The sequence below is a fragment of the Brevundimonas sp. SPF441 genome, from assembly GCF_009661015.1.
GTDB lineage: Bacteria > Pseudomonadota > Alphaproteobacteria > Caulobacterales > Caulobacteraceae > Brevundimonas > Brevundimonas vesicularis.
On the sequence record NZ_WJWX01000002.1, the window covers coordinates 53,568 to 72,096 of the forward strand.

The following is an 18,529-nucleotide window of genomic DNA, read 5'->3' on the forward strand; positions in this document are numbered from 1 at the left end:
ATCAGCAGCATTTGAACCCGCCGGCGCCGCCAAAGCGGCGCTGCTCGTGCAGGCGGAAGAAGGCGGTTTTGTCCAGCGGCGGCTGGTCGGGATGGGTCGCCGCCGCGTGATCGACATAGGCCTGATAATCCGGCTGACCGATCATGGCGCCGGCCGTGCGCCGAACGCCGCGACCCCACCGCAGGGCGGTGTCGCGGCACAGGCACAGCAGGTCATCCTGAACGTCAGGCACGGGCCGCATCCGCCGCCTCGTCAGCCGCTGTCAGTTGGTGGCTTTCCGGATACTCGCGCACCGTCGGGCGGTTGTTCGCGTAGGCCTTGCGGCACGCCAGGACGCCATAGACGACCATGGTGACGACCACGAACAGGAAGCCCGCCGTCAGGGTCGAGTTGACGTAGTCGTTGACGACGATGCGGTGCATGTCGCCGATGCTCTTGGCCGGGGCAATCAGTTCGCCGGTGCCCAGCGCCTCCTGATATTTGCGGGCGTGGGACAGGAAGCCGATGCGGACGTCCGGGTGGAACAGCTTCTGGAAGCCCGCCGTCAGGGTGCAGATCAGAAGCCAGGTCGCGGGAACGACCATGACCCAGGCGAACTTCTCGCGCTTCATCTTGAACAGCACGACGGTGCCCAGGATCAGGGCGACGGCGGCCAGCATCTGGTTGGCGATGCCGAACAGGGGCCACAGGCTGTTGATGCCACCCAGCGGATCGACCACGCCGGTGTAGAGGAAATAGCCCCACAGCCCGACCGTCAGGGCCGTGGCGACGACGTTGGCGCCCCACGACTTCGTTTCGCGCATCTTGGGCACGGCGACGCCCAGCAGGTCCTGGATCATGAAGCGGCAGACGCGGGTGCCGGCGTCCACGGTCGTCAGGATGAACAGGGCTTCGAACAGGATGGCGAAGTGATACCAGAAGGCCATCATGGCCTTGCCGCCGATCACGCCGGACAGGATGTGCGCCATGCCGACCGCCAGGGTCGGGGCGCCGCCTGCGCGCGACAGGATCGAATGTTCGCCCACGTCGCGCGCCAGCTGTTCAAGCTCTCCGGGCGTGATGTGGAAGCCCCATTGGGCCACGGCGGCGGCGGCCGAGACCGCATCGTTGCCGATGACGGCGACCGGGCTGTTCATGGCGAAATAGACGGCCGGATCCAGCACCGTGGCGGCGATCAGGGCCATGACGGCGACGAAGCTTTCGCACAGCATGGCGCCGTAGCCGATCATGGGGATCTGGGCTTCGTTCTCCAGCAGCTTGGGCGTGGTGCCCGACGAGATCAGGGCGTGGAAGCCCGACACCGCGCCGCAGGCGATGGTGATGAACAGGAAGGGGAACAGGGCGCCGGCGAAGACCGGGCCGGTGCCGTCGATGAAGGGGGTGATGGCCGGCATCTGAAGGTGCGGACGCACGATCAGTATGCCGACGGCCAGGGCCACGATCGCGCCGATCTTCAGGAAGGTCGACAGATAGTCGCGCGGCGCCAGGAGCAGCCACACCGGAATGACCGAGGCGATGAAGCCATAGACCATCATCAGGATCGCCAGAGTCGGGCCGGTCAGGGTGAAGGCCGGACCCCAGAACGGATCGGCCGCGATGTGACCGCCGCCGATGATGGCCAGGATCAACAGGACGACGCCGATCACCGACACCTCGCCCACGCGGCCCGGCCGCAGGAAGCGGGTGTACAGGCCCATGAAGATGGCGATGGGGATGGTGGCGGCGACGGTGAACGTGCCCCACGGGCTTTCGGCCAGGGCCTTGACCACGACCAGGGCCAGAACCGCCAGGATGATGACCATGATCATCAGGACGCCGACCTGGGCGATGATGCCGGGGATGTTGCCCATTTCGGTGCGGATCATGTCGCCCAGCGACTTGCCGTCGCGACGCGTGGACATGAACAGGACCATCATGTCCTGCACCGCGCCGGCCAGCACGGCGCCGACCAGAATCCACAGGACGCCCGGCAGATAGCCCATCTGGGCGGCCAGCACCGGCCCCACCAGCGGGCCTGCGCCGGCGATGGCGGCGAAGTGGTGGCCGAACAGGACGTTCTTGGGCGTCGGCACATAGTCGAGCCCGTCGTTGCGCCGCATGGCCGGGGTCAGGCGCGCGGGGTTCAGCTGCATGACCTTGTTGGCCAGGTAGCGGCTGTAGAACCGATAGGCGATCGCATAGGTGCAGACGGCGGCGACCACCATCCAGACCGCGCTGATGCTTTCGCCCTGATGCAGGGCGATGATGCCGAGGGACACCGCCCCCAGGATGGCGATGGCGCCGAAGATTATGGGTGTGCTGAGTTTGCCCACGACAGATCCCTCCCGGCCGGCTGACTGCGACCCTCGCCCTTGGTTTGCACCACAATGCGGGACAAGGCCAATCGACTAAAGTCGTAGAAATACGTCTCCTCCCCATTCATGGGGAGGTGGCTCGAAGCGCAGCGGAGAGACGGAGGGGTTCTTCACCGCATCACGGGCGCCGGTGGCGCTTCAAGAACCCCTCCACCGCTTCGCGGTCCCCCTCCCCACAGGTGGGGAGGAGACGGCGGTGTCAGTTCCGAACGACTTTCACACAGCCTGCGGCTTCACGCGCGCGGTCGCGGGCCTGTTCGACGTCGGCGCCGCGGGCCACAGCGACGCCCATGCGGCGGCGCTCGAAGGCCTCGGGCTTTCCGAACAGACGCAGGTCGGCGGTCGGGACCGACAGGGCCTCCGCAACGCCCTCGAAGGCGATCCCTTGCGCGTCCATGCCGCCATAGATGACGGCACTGGCGGCGGGTTCACTTTGGCTCACGTCGACGGGCAGGCCCAGGATGGCGCGGGCGTGCAGCGCAAACTCACTCATGGTCTGGCTGGCCAGGGTGACCAGGCCGGTGTCGTGCGGACGGGGCGAAACCTCGGAGAACCAGACCTGATCGCCCTTGACGAACAGTTCGACGCCGAAGACGCCGTAACCGCCAAGGGCCTCTGTGACCTTGGCGGCGATGTCTTGGGAGGCGGCCAGCGCAGCGGGCGTCATGGCCTGCGGCTGCCAGCTTTCGACGTAGTCGCCCTTGACCTGGCGGTGGCCGATGGGCGCGCAGAAATCGGTGCGGGTCGAGCCGTCGGCATCGCGCGAGCGGACGGTTAGCAGCGTGATCTCGAAGTCGAAGTCGATGCGTCCCTCGACGATGACGCGGGCGCTGGCGACGCGGCCGCTGTCTTGGGCGTAAGTCCAGGCGTCGGCGATTTCATCGGCGCCTTCGACGAAGGACTGGCCTTTGCCCGACGAGGACATGACCGGCTTGACGAAGTTGGGATAGCCGACGGCCTCGGCGCCGGCGGCTAGTTCCTCGGCCGAGCCGGCGAAGGCGTAGGGGCTGGTGGGCAGGCCCAGCTCTTCGGCGGCCAGTTTGCGGATGCCCTCGCGGTTCATCGTCAGCTGCACCGCGCGAGCCGTCGGGACGACCGTCGCCATGCCGGCGGCCTCGATATCGGCCAGAACCTCGGTGGCGATGGCCTCGATCTCGGGCACGATGAAGTGCGGGGCCTCGGCCAGGATGACGCCGTTCAGCACCTGGGCGTCGGTCATGGGGATGACGTGGCTGCGGTGCGCGACCTGCATGGCCGGGGCGTTGGGATAGCGATCGACGGCGATGACCTCGACGCCAAGCCGCTGCAGCTCGATGGCGACCTCCTTGCCCAGTTCGCCCGAGCCCAGCAGCATGACGCGCACGGCGGTGTCGGAAAGCGGGGTGCCGAGTTTCATGGGCGTCAGGCTCCGGTAGCGGGTTCGATCAGGTCCCAGGCGTTGCCGTAGAGGTCTTCGAAGACCACCACCTTGCCATAGGTCTCATGTCGTGGGGTTTCGCGGAAGTGGACGCCGGCGGCAAGCCAGGCGGCGTGGTCGCGTATCAGGTCGTCGGTTTCCAGAAACAGCCAGACCCGGCCGCCGGCCTGGTTTCCGACCTGGGCCTTTTGGGCGTCGGTCGTGGCGCGCGCCATCAGCAGGCTGGTCTCGCCACCTTTGGGCGTGACCCGCACCCAGCGTTTGCCGCCGCCCATGTCGGTGTCTTCGCTGAGCGCAAAGCCCAGTGTGCCGACATAGAAGGCGATGGCCGCGTTATAGTCGTGGACCAGCAGGCTGATCGCGCCGAGCCGGTGCTTGGGGCGACTCATTTCGCAGGCTCCGCAAAGAGCTGGCGGAAGGCGTCCAGGGCCGCGCCGTGATAGATGGTGGCGTGGCTCTCGGTTGGGCGGGGCGTGAAGCTCCAGCTCAGGCCGGGCAGGGCGTGGTCGCGCAGATTGGCCGTCAGCACGTCCATCGGCGCCTGCATCTCGGGGCCTTCGTCGCCCAGGGTCAGGATCAGGGTCCGCGGATCGTTCGACTGGTCGCGCAGACGGGCGCCGGACTGACGCGCCAGTTCGCCCCCGTCCCACCACAGGCTGGGGCTGACGGCGACATAGGCGTCGAACATCTGCGGTTCCTTCAAGAAGGTTTCGACCACGAACAGGCCGGCGAGCGATTCGCCCATCAGGGCCGTCTCGCCGCTGGTGCGATAACGGGTCTGGATAAACGGCAGGACCTCTTCGGCCACGAAACGGCGGAAACGGTCCGAATGGCCCTGTGTCGGATAGCGGGCGATCAGGTCAGGATCGGTGGTGGGCAGGGCCAGTTCGTTGCGGCGATTCTCCGAGGCGATGCCGACCACGATCACGTCGCGCGTCGTGCCGACGATGGTCCCCAACTGGGCGAGGCCCGAGATGTGGTGAAAGTCCTGATCCTGACCGCCGTCGAGGACATAAAGGACGGGATAGGTCTTGCCGCTGTCGGCATAACCAGGCGGCAGCCAGATGTTGATCTCACGCGTCGCGCCCATGATCGCAGAGGGCAGGGCGTAGGACCGGCCGATGACGATGGGGGTTTCGGCTATGGCGGGCGTCTGGGGAACGGTCTGGGCGAGGGTCGGTGCCGCGCCGAGGGCCAGAAGAAGACCGAGTGTGAGGCGTTTCATCGGAGGCTCCTGAAATCCTCCCCCGTGAAGCGCAGCGAAACGGGGGAGGGGTACCGCGAAGTGGTGGAGGGGCGGACCTCGCAGCGGCGGTCGCCATTATAGTTCGAGAGCCGGCGGATACATCTCGCCCATATCCGCCCCCTCCACCACGCTGCGCGCGGTCCCCCTCGCCCGCAAGCGGGGGAGGATCTGAGGATTAAAGCCGCGCCTTGACCGCCGCCACGATGGCGTCCGAGGTGATGCCGAACTTCTCGTACAGAACCTCGGCCGGGGCCGAGGCGCCGAAGCCGGTCATGCCGATGAAGGCGCCGTCTTCGCCGATGAAGCGTTCCCAGCCTTGCTTGATCGCGGCTTCCACGGCGACGCGGACCGTGCCGCGGCCGATGACCGAGGCTTGGTAGGCGGCGTCCTGCTTTTCGAACAGTTCGAACGAGGGGACCGAGACAACGCGGGTCGCCACGCCCTCGGCCTCCAGGGTTTCGGCGGCCTTCAGCGCCAGAGCCAGTTCCGTGCCGGTGCCGAACAGGGTGGCCTTGGCCTCGCCATTGGCGGCCTTGATCTCATAGGCACCCTTCGCAGACAGGTTTTCGGTCGCGGCGACGGTGCGGACGGCCGGGGTCTTCTGGCGCGACAGAGCCAGGGCCGACGGCGCGGTCTTGGTCTGCAGGGCGATCTGCCAGCATTCCATGGCCTCGATGGTGTCGGCGGGGCGGAAGACCAGCAGGTTCGGAATGGCGCGCAGCGCCGCCAGATGTTCGACCGGCTGGTGCGTCGGGCCGTCTTCGCCCAGGCCGATCGAGTCGTGCGTCAGGACATGGATGGCGCGGACCCCCATCAGGGCGCCCAGACGGATGGCCGGGCGGCTGTAGTCCGAAAACACCATGAAAGTGCCGCCGTAAGGAATGACCCCGCCGTGCAAGGCCAGGCCGTTCATGGCGGCGGCCATGCCGAACTCGCGGATGCCCCAGTTGACGTAACGCCCCTCATAGGTCGGCGCGTCCAGGATCGGCGTGCTCTTGACGAAGGTGTTGTTCGAGCCGGTCAGGTCGGCCGAGCCGCCAACGAGTTCGGGAATGGCGGCGAACAGTTCGTCGAGCGCCGCGCCCGAAGATTGGCGCGTCGCCTGGGCCGGCTGGGTCTCAACCAATTCGGCGATCTTGGCGTTCAGGGCGTCGAAGGCGGCCTCGGGCAGGTCGCCCTTCATAGCGCGGGTGAAGTCGGCGGCCTGGGACGAGGCGGCGAGGCGCGCCTCCCACTTCTTGCGGTCCTTGGCCCCGCGACGGCCGACCTTCTTCCAGGCGTCGGCGATGGTCTGGGGCATTTCGAAGGGATCGTGATCCCAGGCCAGGCCGAGGCGCGTGGCGGCGATCTCGGCGGCGCCCAGGGCCGCGCCGTGGGTCTTGTGGCTGCCTTCCATCGTGGCGGCGCCCCTGCCGATCTTGGTCTTGCAGGCGATCAGGGTGGGCTTGTCCTGACGCATGGCCCACTTCATCGCGCCCTTGATGGCGTTCATGTCGTGGCCGTCGATGGCCTTGACCGCCCAACCGGCGGCCTTGAAGCGAGCCTTCTGATCGGTGGTGTCCGACAGAGAGACCTTGCCGTCGATGGTGATCTCGTTGTCGTCCCACAGGACGTGCAGCTTGTTCAGCTTGTAGCGGCCGGCAAGAGCAATGGCTTCCTGCGACACGCCTTCCATCAGGCAGCCGTCGCCGGCGATGACCCAGGTGCGGTGATCGACCAGATCATCGCCATACTTCGCCGCCAGATGACGCTCGGCCATGGCGAAACCGACCGAGGTGGCCAGACCCTGGCCCAGCGGGCCGGTGGTGACCTCGACGCCCGGCATATGGCCGTACTCCGGGTGGCCTGCGGTCTTGGAGCCCCACTGGCGGAAGTTGGACAGTTCTTCCTTCGTCGCGCCCTTGTAGCCGGTCAGGTGCAGCAGGGCGTAGATCAGCATCGAGCCGTGGCCGGCCGACAGGATGAAGCGGTCGCGGTCGGCCCAGTCGGGGCGCGAGGCGTCGAACTTCAGGAAGCGGGAAAACAGCACCGTGGCGACGTCGGCCATGCCCATCGGCATGCCGGGGTGGCCGGACTTGGCCTTCTCGACGCCGTCCATGGCGAGGACGCGAATGGCGTTCGCCATCTGCTCGGGCGTGGCCTTTGGTGCGGTTTTGGCGTCGGTCACTGTGGAGACCTCTGTTGGGAAGGCGGAAAAAGGGGGCGCGCCCCTTTACCCCGGCGCGTCCTCGGCTTCTATACGGAATCTAAAGGAGCGACCGATGGCAGACGCCACCACGGCCGCACGGGCGCGTATCGACCGCGCCCTGGCCGAACTGGAACGCAAGATCCTGGAGCTGAAGGCGCGGCCCGCCTCGGCGCCCGCGATCGCGGACGACGATCTGTTCGCGCCGCGTGCGGATAGCCAGCGCGTCGCCGAACTGGAGGCCGCCGGGCGCGAGGCGTCCGAGGCGCTGGGCCGCGCCGCCCAAGCGGTGCGCGAAGTCCTGGCCGAAAGCGAGGCCGGCTGATGGCGACGGTGACGGTCGAGGTCAACGGACGCCCCTATGCGGTGGGCTGCGCCGACGGGCAGGAAGAGCGGGTCCGCATCCTGGCCAAACAGTTCGACAACCAGGTGCGTCAGGTCGCAGGCGACGTGGGCCATGTCGGCGATCTGCGGCTGTTTCTGATGTCAGCCCTGATCCTGGCCGATGAACTGCACGAGGCGCGGCTGAACGCCGGCAAGGCGGGGCCTTCGTCAGCGGCCGCCCCGGCTCCGGCCTCGACGGACGGGGTCGCCGAGGCGCTGAACGCTGTCGCCGCGCGGATCGAAAAGATCGCCCAAAACCTCTAGGCGATTATTCCGCTGCGGATGCTGGCGTCGGGGCCAGCGAAGGCCTATCTTGATCGACGGCGGGTCTTGCTGCGGCTCACGTCGAAGACAACATATCCTTCTGACCTTAATTCACTCATAGGGATCTGTCCCTGTCCGGGCTCGAGGGCTTGGGCATACGGAGCCCACCTGGCTACCCAGGTCGAGAGGATTTAAACGTTCTTCACGGTTCGCGCGGCGCCGCCACCTTCCTCTCTTTGTGAGTGTGCTATCGCTCGCCGCGAGGCGGCTCTTTGCATGAGCACGCGTTCGTAGGGGCGGTTCGATGATCAAGAACAAGCACGAACTTCGATCGGCTGCCCGCGCCTTGCGCAAGCGTCTGGCCGAGACCGATCCGCTGGCCGCCAGCCGGGCGGCGGACCATGCCGATGCCCTTCCTGCCGCTCAGATCGTCGCGCTCTATCGCGCCATGGGGTCGGAGCTGGACACCGACGCCCTGGCCGCGGCGCTGGAGGCGGCGGGCCGCCGGTTGTGCCTGCCGGTCGTGGTCCAGCGCGACGCGCCGATGGAGTTCCGCGCCTGGTCGCCCGGCGAGCCGCTGGAGATGGACGCCGCCGGATGCCCCGCGCCGCTGCCGCTGGCCGAGGTCGTCATGCCGGACCTGATCCTGACGCCGCTGCTGGCCTTTGACGATCAGGGCGGCCGCCTGGGGCAAGGCGGGGGCTATTACGACCGGACGTTCGCCGCCCGACCCGACGCCATCCGCATCGGTTTCGCCTATGCCGGCCAAAGGGTCGAACGGCTGGCGCTGGAGCCTCACGACATTCGACTGCATGGCGTTCTGACCGAGACCGGCTATACGGCTTTCAAATGAGACTGGCATTTTTCGGCGACGTCATCGGCAAGTCCGGCCGTGACGGCATCAGCGATCATCTTCCGGGCCTGAAGCGGGACCTGAAGCTCGACTTCGTGGTCGTGAATGCGGAGAACGCCGCGGGCGGCTTCGGCATTACCGAGAACACGGCGCGCGAACTGTTCATGGCGGGCGCCGACTGCCTGACGCTGGGCAACCACAGCTGGGACCAACGCGAGGCCCTGACCTATATCGTGCGCGAGCCGCGCCTGATCCGGCCGGCGAACTATCCGCGCCTGATGGATGCGCCAGGCGCCGGGGCCAATCTGTTCGAGACCCATTCGGGCCGCACGGTCCTGGTCATGAACGTGCTGGGCCGGGTGCATATGGACCCGATGGACGACCCGTTCGGGGCGGTGGAGCGCGAACTGGCGGCGGCGCCCCTCGGCGCGGTGGCGGACGCCGTGATCGTGGACATGCATGCCGAGGTCACGTCCGAGAAGATGGCGATGGGCCATTTCTGCGACGGGCGCGCGTCGCTGGTGGTCGGCACCCACACCCACGTCCCGACGGCCGACTGCCAGATCCTGCCCGGCGGCACGGCCTATCAGACCGATGCCGGCGGCTGCTGCGACTATGACAGCGTGATCGGCAACGAGAAGGAAGAGCCGCTGCGCCGCTTCACCACCCGGATTTCGGGCGGTCGCTACATGCCGGCCTCCGGACCCGCGACGGTATGCGGGGTCTTCGTCGAGACGGACGACAGGACAGGGCTGGCCGTGCGGGTCGAGCCGATCCGGGTCGGCGGGCGGTTGTCTCAGGCGATCCCGGTCGTCTGACGCGCCCGGCGACGGTCGATCACGGTCTGGCGGACGGCCGCCAGTTCGGCTGCACGACGTTGCGGCGTATGGGTCGCCAGCACATGGGCCTGGGCGGATCGCGCCAGCGCCAATCGTTCCTCGGGTGACGAGATCAGCCGGTCCATCGCCGCCGATAATGTCTTGGGCGTCACTGCATCGACGTAGAGGGCGTGCGGCCCGCTGGCTTCACGCAGGCCGCCCCGGCCGGAGGAGATCAGCGCTGCGCCCGCCGCATGGGCCTCCACGGCCGTCAGACCGAACGGCTCGTCCCAGACGGATGGCGTCAGGGCGATGGCGGCCGTCTGCATCCGTCGCCGCACCTCGCCCAAAGGCGCAGACTTCAGCACCTCGACCCGGTCGCCATACTTTTCCAGCGGGGCGACATGCCGGGCCGCCCAGCGCGCATGATCGTCCCAGTCGTTCAGCATCAGCACGGCGCGCCAGTCGGGATGGGCGTCCAGAACGCGGGGCAGGGCGGCGCACAGCACATCGACGCCCTTTTCGGGCATGGCGCGCCCGGCGAAAGCGATCACCGGCTCTCGATCCTCGGGCGAGGCCAGCCAGGCGCCGGCGTCGATGGGGTTGGGCACCGCGAAGGCTCGGTCGTCAAGATCGGGGAAGGTGCGCACGAAGGCGTCGCGCTCCGCCACGCTCACGAAGACCAGGCCGTCCAGCCGCTTATAACGCGCCCGATACCGCCATCGGTCGATGAGGTGGCGCGGCGGGCGCAGGGCGTTGTGGCGATAGAGCAGATGGGGCGTGTCGGGCAGGGCCTGCTGCACGGCCAGCGTCTGTTTCACCTGCTGATGATGTTCGATCACATCGGGTCGAAAGGCGCGCAGCCGCTCGATAAGTGTCGGCATGCGGCTACGCCCCGCGGGCAGGGCGTCCACGCTCGCTGAAACGCCGTCGTCCGCGCCTTGGCAGCAGAAGATGCGCGTCTCGCCGCCCTGATCGACGCCCGCCATCGTCCGCACCACCGTCTCCATCGAGTTCGGCTGAGCTTCGGAAAACAGGCATCCCGGCGGGAGCAGGATGGCGGTGCGCAAGGTCGCCTCCAGTGGGAAAGTCGGCGCGACCTATAGACGGTTCGTGGCGGAACGGCGACGGCGCCTTAGCTGTTCGGGTAGCCCAGTTCCGGTTCCATCCTCTCGAAGGTGCGGTTCATGGCGTAGGCGTCCAGATTGGGCAGGGCGATATGGCCGAAGCGCAGCGACAACTGGTCCTCTGCGGCGGACTCTCCGCCCTTCGATACCGCCGCGACGTAGAAGGCCGACGCCAGCCCGGTGCGATCCGATCCGCCGGCGCAGTGGATCAAAAGGGGCTTTGGTGCATCGCGCATGATGGCGATCAGGGTGCGGACCTCCTGCGGCGTCAGCTCTTCCTTGGACGACATGCGGAAGTTGATGTGCTGGATGCCCAGGCGACGACTTTCGGCGACCTCGTCGTCATACCAGGGTGAGCCGGGGTTGTGGCCCCGCAGGTTCAGCACGGTGCGGATGCCGTGCTGGCGCTCCATCCGGTCCAGCAGGCCGGGGCGCGGCTGACCGGCCCGATAAATCTCTCCGGCGATGACGGTGTGGACATTGCCGCTCAGGGCGACGCCGATGATGTAGGCGATCAGGCAGACGAGACTGACGGCGGCCGAGATCAGCACGAGCTTCAAGGGTGAGAGCCGGCGGATCACGCGGCGCGCGCTCCCGTAAACCATTTGCGATAGTTGGCCGTGGTGGCGATCAGCAGCACGACCAGCAGGCCTAGCAACGCCGCCGTCGATCCGATGGTGCCCAGGTCCAGTCCGCCCTTGGCGTGCGATTTCGTCAACAGGTCACCCATGGTGGCTCCGAAGGGGCGGGTCAGGACGAAGGCGATCCAGAACAGGACGGTGGGCGAGATGCGGGTGAATTTCCAGGCCAGGATCGTCAGGACGATGCCGCCCGAGATCAGGGCGTTGCTCCACAGATACCCCAGGCCCGAGGTGTCGGCCAGAAAGTCGCCCAGGGCCGTACCCAGCGTGTTCGACGCCAGGATGGCCAGCCAGTAGAAGGTCTCCACCCCCGGCTCGCGAATATGATCGACCTTCAACGAGCCATAGGTCAGCCGCCAGGCCGCCAGAACGGCAATCAGGACGCCGGCGATGATCGTCGCACCCGTGGCGTAACCCAGGCCGAGGCTGCGATCCATGAAGTCGGACAGGGTCGTTCCCGCCGTGCTGGTGGACAGGATCACCAGCCAATAGAGGGCGGGATTAAACCGCTTTGACCGCAACTGAGCGATCAGGGTGATGACGAAGAAGCCCAGCAGGATCAGCGAACTGACGGCATAACCGACCTTCAGCGTCATCGATACCAGATCGCCGCCGGTCTCGCCGACCGTCGTCGCGCAAATCTTCATCAACCAGAAGGCCAATGTGACCTTCGCCACCTTGTCCACCGTGCCGGCGATAGACGGTTCAGCGGGCGTGGTGCTCATCGTGGCGATCCGGTTTCGACGGCCCACGACGCGCCGGATTTGCGGCCAAGTTTGGGCTGGATCAGCCCTTGCGCCTCGCCCTCAGCCGCAATCGCATGGGCTCGCGGCTGCGCAGGGTGATCTGGTGGACCGGACGGGGTTCCACCGTGGTCAGGGCCTCGACATCGGCGATGCGCAGGATGGCGGCCAAGGCGATCATCGCCTCCTGCAGAGCGAAGGCGGCGCCGATGCAGACGCGAGGTCCGGCGCTGAATGGGATGTAGGCGTAGCGATCAATGGCCTTGCGGTTCTCAGGCAGGAACCGCTCGGGCTTGAAGGCGTCTGGGTCGTCCCACAACAGCTGGTGACGCTGGAGGATCCACGGCGAGATGATGACGGTGGCGCCGGCCTTGATCGTCTGTCCGCCGATCTCGTCGTCGGCCAGGGCCTTGCGGGCCATGGTCGGGGCGGGCGGAAACAGGCGCATCGTCTCCTCCAGCACGGCCCGGGTCCAGGGCAGGGCCTCGGCCCATTTGGGATCGGAGACGTCGAAGGCGTCGGCCTCGGCCTGGAGCCGCGCCAAATACTCCGGCTGGCGCGACAGCAGATGCAGGGTCCAGCCCAGGGCGCGGGCCGTCGTCTCGTGCCCCGCCAGGATGAAGGTCAGAATGTTGGCCGCGACCTCTTCGTCGGTCAGACCCGGACCGCCGTTCTCATCCCGCGCCAGCAGAAGCGCGCTGAGCAGATCGGCCGGCGGCGCATCGCCCGTTTCGACGCCACGCTCGATCCGGGCGCGTCGGGCCTCGACCAGCTTCGTGACGCGCTGCTCGAAGAAGCGGGCCGAGCGGAAACTGGCCAGCCGGCCCAAGCGCGGCGCCCAGTCCGGCGCGCCCAGCACGTCCAGCGGATCGATGCGCGCGCCGTTGGCCAAGAACTGGTTTAACGCCCGCTCGAAACCGCGCGCCTCACCGCCCAGCTCGTCCGAGAACATGGTCGCGGACAGGATGTCGAAGGTCAGGCCCGACATTTCGCTGTCGATATCCAGCACCCGCCCGCGCGCCGACAGCGACCAGGCGGCCACGCGCGTGTGACAGACCTCGGCCATCCGGGCGTTCAGCGTCGCCATCTTGGCGGGGGTGAACAGGGGCGCGAGGATACGCCGGGCGCGACGCCAGACCTCGCCCTCGGTCAGCAGCAGGCCCTCGGCCAGCATCGGCCCCAGCACACGCCGTTGCAGATCGCCCTTCACATAGTTGGCGGCGTTCTCGGTCAGGACATGCCGCACGCCCTCGGGATGGCTGACAACCAGGATTTCGCCAAAGGCCGAAGATCCATGCAGTTGCGGCTCGGTGAAATGCCGCTCGGACCACATCTGGATCGGATCGCGCCAGCTGATCCACAGGAAGGGCAGCAGCGACAGTGGTTTGCCCGCGCGCCGGGGCGGTATGGCAGGGCGGAAAATGGTGTCGGCGGTCGTCGCGTCCATCAGACGCTCCCTGTTCAAGTCGCCGGTTCAGCCAGGCGCATCGCTTCTGAAACGCGCCATCCGGCTCCTGCGTTCATGCGGGATCAATGCGAAGTCAACGCGACGGGCGCGCCCTGCCGATCGCGGCGAGCAAGCGCGTCATATCTTCGGCAGCCAGATCTTTCGCGCGCTGGCTGGACACGGCGGGTTTTGAAATCGTCGCTGCGGGGGCCGCGGCTTGAGCCGCTCTCTTCTTTTCGCGCCTTTCGAAAAGGAAGCGTTGAAGACCCCAGACCAGGTGAGGCGTCCACGGCTGGCCGCAGGCGGTGCTCTTTCCCGCCTTGTTCAGCAGGCCGGCGACCTCGTTAGGCCGGGTGAAGCCGCTTTTGAAACAGGCGCGGAGCAGGGGGTCGAGCTCGTCCAGAAATGCCTCCTTGGAGCGATCACGAAAGGCGAAATGCCTCAGCTCGTCTCTGGTGATCTGCGAAGGCTTGGACGACGGGCGCCCAGTCGACGGAGCCTTGGTGCGGGTGGGCGCCGCTGGCTTTCCGCCGCCGCGATAGGGTCCCTTGGCCAATCTCAGTTCGCCGGAGGGGCGGTCGGCGCCCAGGCCTTCATCTCGGCGATCTCGCGCGTCTGCGTGTCGACGACGCTCTGGGCCATGCGTCGGATTTCGGGGTCGCGGCTGTCGCGCAGAGCGACCTTGGCCATGGCGACGGCGCCTTCGTGGTGCGCGATCATCTTGGCGACATAGGCCTGATCGATCGTCTGGCCCGAGGCGGCGGCCATCTTGCGGTGCATCTCGGCCTCGGAGGCGGCGAAGGCTTTGTCTCCGGGGGTAGAGCCGCCCATGTCGTGACCGGCATGACCCGCGGCTTCCATCTGTTCCGTCGTGCGCGCCGCCGCAGCCTGGTTGGCGGCCGAGGTGTCGCGCAGCGCCTGCTGCACCGGATCGCCGCCGCCATCGCAGGCGCTCAGCAGGCCGAGCAGGGCGAGCGGCGTCAGGACGCGGATCATGCGGCGTCGCCCAGCCAACCCGGCATCCAGCCTTCGTGCCATTCGCGCAGGTGGGCGATAGGGATGCTGAACAGTTCGCCCTTGTCGCCCTTGGAGGCGAAGGCGGCGCCACCCGCATGGCCGACGACCGAAGCGTGCAGACCCGCCTCGCGCGCCTTGGCGATGATGGCGTCGGCGTCGGGGACGGCGACCAGGTAACGGGCCTGATCCTCGGCGAAGAGGAAGATGTGGGCGTGGGCCGCGCTGGAGGCGTCCAGGGTCACGCCGACGTCGGAGGCCAGCACGAGATCGGCGGCGGCGCCGATCAGGCCGCCGTCCGAGAGGTCGTGAACCACGGTCAGCTCGCCCGCCTCGATCCGGTCGCGCACGAAATCACCGGTCTTCTTTTCGAGCTTTAGGTCCACGGGCGGCGGAGCGCCGTCCTCACGGCCCAGGACCTCGCGCAGATAGATGGAGGCGCCCAGTTCACCCTGGGTCTGGCCGATCAGGACCAGCGCATCGCCTTCGGCCATGGTCGAGAAGCCGGTCACCACGTCGTAGTTGGGCAGCAGGCCGACGGCGCCCACGGTCGGGGTCGGCGGAATGGCGACGCCGTTGGTCTCGTTATAGAGCGACACGTTTCCGCTCACGACCGGGAACACCAGTTCGCGGCAGGCCTCGGCCATCCCGTCGATGGCGCGGACGATCTGGCCCATGATCTCCGGGCGCTGCGGATTGCCAAAGTTCAGGTTGTCCGTGATGGCGATCGGACGCGAGCCCACGGCCGTCAGGTTGCGCCAGGCCTCGGCCACCGCCTGTTTGCCGCCCTCATAGGGGTCGTTCTGGACGTAGCGGGGGGTGCAGTCCGAGGTGACGGCCAGACCCTTGTCCGTGCCATGCACGCGCACCACGCCGGCGTCGGCGCCGGTCGAGGAGTCCTGCAGCGTGTCGGCCATGACGTGGCGGTCGTACTGTTCCCAGATCCAGCGCTTGGAGGCCATGTCGGGGCAGGCGACGACCTTCATCACCGCATCAGCCCAGTTTTCGGGCGCAGGAATGTCCGAGTGGTTCAGCTTGGGCTGAAGCGCCGGCTGGACCCACGGGCGGTCATACAGGGGCGCGTCGTCGAACAGGGGCGCCAGCGGCACGTCGCAGACGGTCTCGCCGTGATGCTTCAGCACCAGATTGCCGGTGTCGGTGGTCACGCCGATGATAGCGAAGTCCAGGCCCCACTTCTGGAAGATGCGATAGCCGACGTCCTCATAGCCGGGCTTCAGCACCGCCAGCATCCGCTCCTGGCTTTCCGACAGCATCATCTCATAGGCCGTCATGCCGGTTTCGCGCTGGGGCACCTTATCGAGGTTCAGTTCGATGCCGACGCCGCCCTTGCCCGCCATTTCGACGGAGGAGGAGGTCAAGCCCGCCGCGCCCATGTCCTGAATGGCGGCGACGGCGCCGGACGCCATCAGCTCCAGCGTCGCCTCGATCAGCAGCTTTTCGGCGAAGGGGTCGCCGACCTGAACCGTGGGGCGTTTGGCCTCCGACTCGTCGTCGAACTCGGTCGAGGACATGGTGGCGCCGTGGATGCCGTCGCGGCCGGTCTTGGAGCCGAAATAGACCACGTCATGGCCCGCCTCCGGCGCGGCCGAATAATAGATTTCGTCGGCGCGGGCCAGGCCGACGCACATGGCGTTGACCAGGATATTGCCGTTGTAGCCCTTGTGGAAGTTGGTCTCGCCCGCGACCGTGGGCACGCCGACGCAGTTGCCATAGCCGCCGATGCCCGAGACGACACCCTTGACCAGACGCTTGGTCTTCTCATGGCTGGGATCGCCGAAACGCAGGGCGTTCAGCAGGGCCACCGGCCGGGCGCCCATGGTGAAGACGTCGCGCATGATGCCGCCCACGCCGGTCGCCGCACCCTGATAGGGTTCGATGTAGGATGGGTGGTTGTGGCTCTCCATCTTGAAGATGCAGGCGTCGCCGTCGTCGATGTCGATCACGCCGGCGTTCTCGCCTGGCCCGCAGATGACGCGCTCTCCGGTCGTGGGGAACTTGCCCAAGTGGATCTTGGACGATTTGTAGGAGCAGTGCTCGGACCACATGACCGAGAAGACGCCCAGCTCGACGTGGTTGGGCTCGCGCCCCAGTCGGTCGAGGACGACCTGATATTCATTGGGGGCCAGGCCGTATTCGGCGGCCAGTTCAGCCATAGTCTTTTGCGGAGCGCTCATGGGCGGCGCTTCTAGCCGCAGATGGGCCGAATGTCAGCCCGCGCGGCGCAAGAACGGGGAACATCGTCCATCGCAGGTGGTTGATTTCATCGACAGCCAAAGGAGCCTCTATGACCGACACGCCCATCGACCCCGCCGCCACCCCCGAAGATGACGACCTGCCCGAGATCGCCGCCGACGACGCCGGCGCCTCCGCCTTGGCCGAGCGGGCTCAGAAACAGGCCGATGATGCCGAGGAGGACGAGGCGTGAGCAAGCCCCACACCGACCGCATCGTCCCGGCCTCGGGCCAGCAGATGGATCGTTCAAATGATCCTGAAACCACTGCGGAGATGGACGCCGCGGCGCCGCAAGCGGCTCTGGCCAGCCGTCGTCAGCGGCTGACCGGTTCGGCCGTCGGGGTCGGCAGCGTCGGCTTCGACGAAACCGGCGCCTTCGACGTGGGCGCCGACGACCATGCGCCTCAGGACGACGCGGTCACCGACAAACCCTGAGGCTTAGCGAGCGCGTTCGACGCCCGGTCGCAGGCGGAAGGTCAGCAGCAGGCCGCCGATCAACAGGACGATCGCGCCGGCCAAGGCCGTGAAGGCGACGGTCGGCTTGTCCGCCTGTTCGGCGACGAACGCGCCCAGAAGACCCCAGGCCGTCGGCAGCGGATAGGCGAGGGTGCGCAGCACCGCCGTCACCGCCAGGGCGACGACCGTGACGGCGACGATGGCGACGATGGCCCACAGGTCAGGCGTCAGGGCGGCGGGAAGAGCGTTGAACGCGGTCGCCGTCGTGATCAGGTTCAGCGGCGCAGCCACCGTCAGCCAGCCCGCCAAGGCCGCCAGCGGCCAGACCAGCAGGATGCGCTCGCGATCGAACATCCGCAGCGCGCGGATGTGGCTGGATACGGCCAGCATCGGCAGCAACACCGCGATCAGCGAGGCGAAAATCACGCCCACGCTGGCGGCCTTCAGGTTCAGGGCCGCCACGATGATCCAGAATCCGATGCCGAAGAAGGCGACGGCGGACGGCAGACCCATTCGGCCCAGCAGCGGGCTTTCGCCCGTCTGCGGCAGGGCCTGACGGATCGCATAGGCCAGAATGCCGATATAGATCAGGCCCCAGATCGAGAAGGCGTAGCCCGCAACGCGCAGGGTGCTGTTGCCGTCGGCGGCGAACTCGGCCTGGTTCAGGCCCAGGCCCGCCAGGTTCTGAACCAGGGGCACGATGATGGCGAACAGGGCGGCGGCCAGGACGATCAGACGACGGGTGCGTTGGCGGGGCGTGGGACGGATTATGGAGGACATTCGATTTCCAGTGCGACGCGTGTTCCCGCCTTTACGCCTCGCCACGCCAGAAGGTTCACCGCGACCGGCAGAAAAGTGAAGCTTGCATTGGCGGGCGGCGGCTTCATCCTGCCCGACATGACGCTGAAAACCTCCCTGCCGGCTCTGTTGAGCGCAATAGTCTTGGCAGCGGGCCAGGCGTCCGCCCAGACGAGCGGAGCGCCGCTGCCCACCTCGGTCCAGACCGCCTGGTCACGGGTTCGCGCCGCCCTGACGCCTCAGCAACAGGCTAATGAGGTGCGCGGTTTCCTGTCGATCTTGGCCAACGAAAAGGGGCGGCCGACGACCCCGGCGCTGGATGCGCGCGATATCGCCTCAGGCCGCGCCGTGTCGCTCGATGATCCCGCCCTGTTGCAACGTCCGCAAGCGCATGAGGTGACGGTGACGGTGGACGGTCAGTTCCTGATCTTCCGCCCGCTGTCGCGCGCCAGTCTGGAGCCGTTTTTCGGCCGTTAGGAACAATCGGCCTGACCGCGCGGTTGTCAGGGGCAGTCCATACTCAAGGGAG

At 67.3% G+C, this 18,529-nt stretch carries 20 protein-coding genes and 1 other RNA gene; 8 read left to right on the forward strand and 13 right to left on the reverse strand.

Translation table 11 applies throughout. The annotated features are described in order from the left end of the window. Position 1: 1 nt before the first annotated feature. The 6 genes from GGC30_RS01880 to tkt all read right to left on the reverse strand — a co-directional run bounded on the left by GGC30_RS01880 (position 2) and on the right by tkt (position 7,184). Entirely contained in the window at positions 2-232 is a 231-nt protein-coding gene (locus GGC30_RS01880; protein ID WP_231576559.1) for a YbdD/YjiX family protein, read from the reverse strand. Next, positions 225-2,312 (reverse strand): carbon starvation CstA family protein, encoded by a 2,088-nt coding sequence (locus GGC30_RS01885; protein WP_370451832.1) that lies wholly within the window; start codon positions 2,310-2,312, stop codon positions 225-227. The genes GGC30_RS01880 and GGC30_RS01885 overlap by 8 nt, the downstream gene beginning before the upstream one ends. Positions 2,313-2,553: 241 nt before the next feature. Then, positions 2,554-3,750 (reverse strand): formate-dependent phosphoribosylglycinamide formyltransferase, encoded by a 1,197-nt coding sequence (gene purT, locus GGC30_RS01890; RefSeq protein ID WP_153922421.1) that lies wholly within the window; start codon positions 3,748-3,750, stop codon positions 2,554-2,556. A gap of 5 nt (positions 3,751-3,755) precedes the next feature. After that, the gene (locus GGC30_RS01895; RefSeq protein WP_153922423.1) at positions 3,756-4,160 is read right to left on the reverse strand and encodes a VOC family protein; all 405 of its coding nucleotides are present in this window, start codon (positions 4,158-4,160) and stop codon (positions 3,756-3,758) included. After that, entirely contained in the window at positions 4,157-4,996 is an 840-nt protein-coding gene (locus GGC30_RS01900; protein ID WP_153922425.1) for an alpha/beta hydrolase, read from the reverse strand. The genes GGC30_RS01895 and GGC30_RS01900 overlap by 4 nt, the downstream gene beginning before the upstream one ends. 196 nt (positions 4,997-5,192) lie before the next feature. After that, the gene (gene tkt / locus GGC30_RS01905) at positions 5,193-7,184 is read right to left on the reverse strand and encodes a transketolase (RefSeq protein WP_370451833.1); all 1,992 of its coding nucleotides are present in this window, start codon (positions 7,182-7,184) and stop codon (positions 5,193-5,195) included. 94 nt (positions 7,185-7,278) lie between these two features. Here tkt and GGC30_RS01910 point away from each other — a divergent pair, with 94 nt between their 5' ends. From GGC30_RS01910 to GGC30_RS01930, 5 genes are all read left to right on the forward strand, one after another. Further along, positions 7,279-7,527, forward strand: coding sequence for a hypothetical protein (locus GGC30_RS01910; protein WP_153922428.1), 249 nt, complete (start codon positions 7,279-7,281; stop codon positions 7,525-7,527). Next, entirely contained in the window at positions 7,527-7,850 is a 324-nt protein-coding gene (locus GGC30_RS01915; protein WP_153922430.1) for a cell division protein ZapA, read from the forward strand. Before GGC30_RS01910 ends, GGC30_RS01915 begins: the two co-directional genes overlap by 1 nt. A 63-nt stretch (positions 7,851-7,913) precedes the next feature. Further along, positions 7,914-8,074, forward strand: a non-coding RNA gene (ssrS, locus tag GGC30_RS01920) — 6S RNA. 80 nt (positions 8,075-8,154) lie between these two features. Next, complete coding sequence (locus tag GGC30_RS01925) at positions 8,155-8,703, forward strand: 5-formyltetrahydrofolate cyclo-ligase (RefSeq protein ID WP_153922432.1); 549 nt, start codon at positions 8,155-8,157, stop codon at positions 8,701-8,703. Then, entirely contained in the window at positions 8,700-9,521 is an 822-nt protein-coding gene (locus GGC30_RS01930; RefSeq protein ID WP_045809851.1) for a TIGR00282 family metallophosphoesterase, read from the forward strand. The genes GGC30_RS01925 and GGC30_RS01930 overlap by 4 nt, the downstream gene beginning before the upstream one ends. Here the strand turns inward: GGC30_RS01930 and GGC30_RS01935 are convergent. From GGC30_RS01935 to purL, 6 genes are all read right to left on the reverse strand, one after another. Further along, a complete protein-coding gene (locus tag GGC30_RS01935) occupies positions 9,500-10,591 on the reverse strand; it encodes a glycosyltransferase family 4 protein (protein WP_228763546.1) in 1,092 nt (363 codons plus the stop codon). The two genes, GGC30_RS01930 and GGC30_RS01935, sit on opposite strands and share 22 nt — an antisense overlap. Positions 10,592-10,656: 65 nt before the next feature. Beyond that, complete coding sequence (locus GGC30_RS01940) at positions 10,657-11,199, reverse strand: tyrosine-protein phosphatase (RefSeq protein WP_235551235.1); 543 nt, start codon at positions 11,197-11,199, stop codon at positions 10,657-10,659. A gap of 26 nt (positions 11,200-11,225) precedes the next feature. Continuing rightward, complete coding sequence (locus GGC30_RS01945; RefSeq protein WP_153922439.1) at positions 11,226-12,014, reverse strand: hypothetical protein; 789 nt, start codon at positions 12,012-12,014, stop codon at positions 11,226-11,228. Between the two features lie 61 nt (positions 12,015-12,075). Next, positions 12,076-13,479, reverse strand: a complete 1,404-nt coding sequence (locus GGC30_RS01950) for a cytochrome P450 (protein WP_153922441.1) — start codon at positions 13,477-13,479, stop codon at positions 12,076-12,078. Between the two features lie 558 nt (positions 13,480-14,037). Next, positions 14,038-14,475 carry a DUF305 domain-containing protein gene (locus tag GGC30_RS01955; protein ID WP_055752955.1) on the reverse strand — a complete coding sequence of 146 codons (438 nt, stop codon included), beginning with the start codon at positions 14,473-14,475 and terminating at the stop codon, positions 14,038-14,040. After that, on the reverse strand, positions 14,472-16,688 hold the full coding sequence (gene purL / locus GGC30_RS01960; protein WP_153922443.1) for a phosphoribosylformylglycinamidine synthase subunit PurL: 2,217 nt from the start codon (positions 16,686-16,688) through the stop codon (positions 14,472-14,474). The genes GGC30_RS01955 and purL overlap by 4 nt, the downstream gene beginning before the upstream one ends. Before the next feature lie 110 nt (positions 16,689-16,798). On the opposite strand from purL, the gene GGC30_RS01965 reads away from it, so the two are divergent. Together GGC30_RS01965 and GGC30_RS01970 are read left to right on the forward strand one after the other, a co-directional pair. After that, positions 16,799-16,939 carry a hypothetical protein gene (locus tag GGC30_RS01965; RefSeq protein ID WP_153922446.1) on the forward strand — a complete coding sequence of 47 codons (141 nt, stop codon included), beginning with the start codon at positions 16,799-16,801 and terminating at the stop codon, positions 16,937-16,939. Next, positions 16,936-17,181 carry a hypothetical protein gene (locus GGC30_RS01970; protein WP_055752957.1) on the forward strand — a complete coding sequence of 82 codons (246 nt, stop codon included), beginning with the start codon at positions 16,936-16,938 and terminating at the stop codon, positions 17,179-17,181. The genes GGC30_RS01965 and GGC30_RS01970 overlap by 4 nt, the downstream gene beginning before the upstream one ends. Positions 17,182-17,184: 3 nt before the next feature. Here the strand turns inward: GGC30_RS01970 and GGC30_RS01975 are convergent, their stop codons facing one another. Further along, positions 17,185-17,982 (reverse strand): hypothetical protein, encoded by a 798-nt coding sequence (locus GGC30_RS01975; RefSeq protein ID WP_153922448.1) that lies wholly within the window; start codon positions 17,980-17,982, stop codon positions 17,185-17,187. A 75-nt stretch (positions 17,983-18,057) separates the two neighbouring features. Here GGC30_RS01975 and GGC30_RS01980 point away from each other — a divergent pair, with 75 nt between their 5' ends. Next, entirely contained in the window at positions 18,058-18,477 is a 420-nt protein-coding gene (locus tag GGC30_RS01980) for a hypothetical protein (RefSeq protein WP_370451834.1), read from the forward strand. The last annotated feature ends 52 nt before the right edge of the window (positions 18,478-18,529 follow it).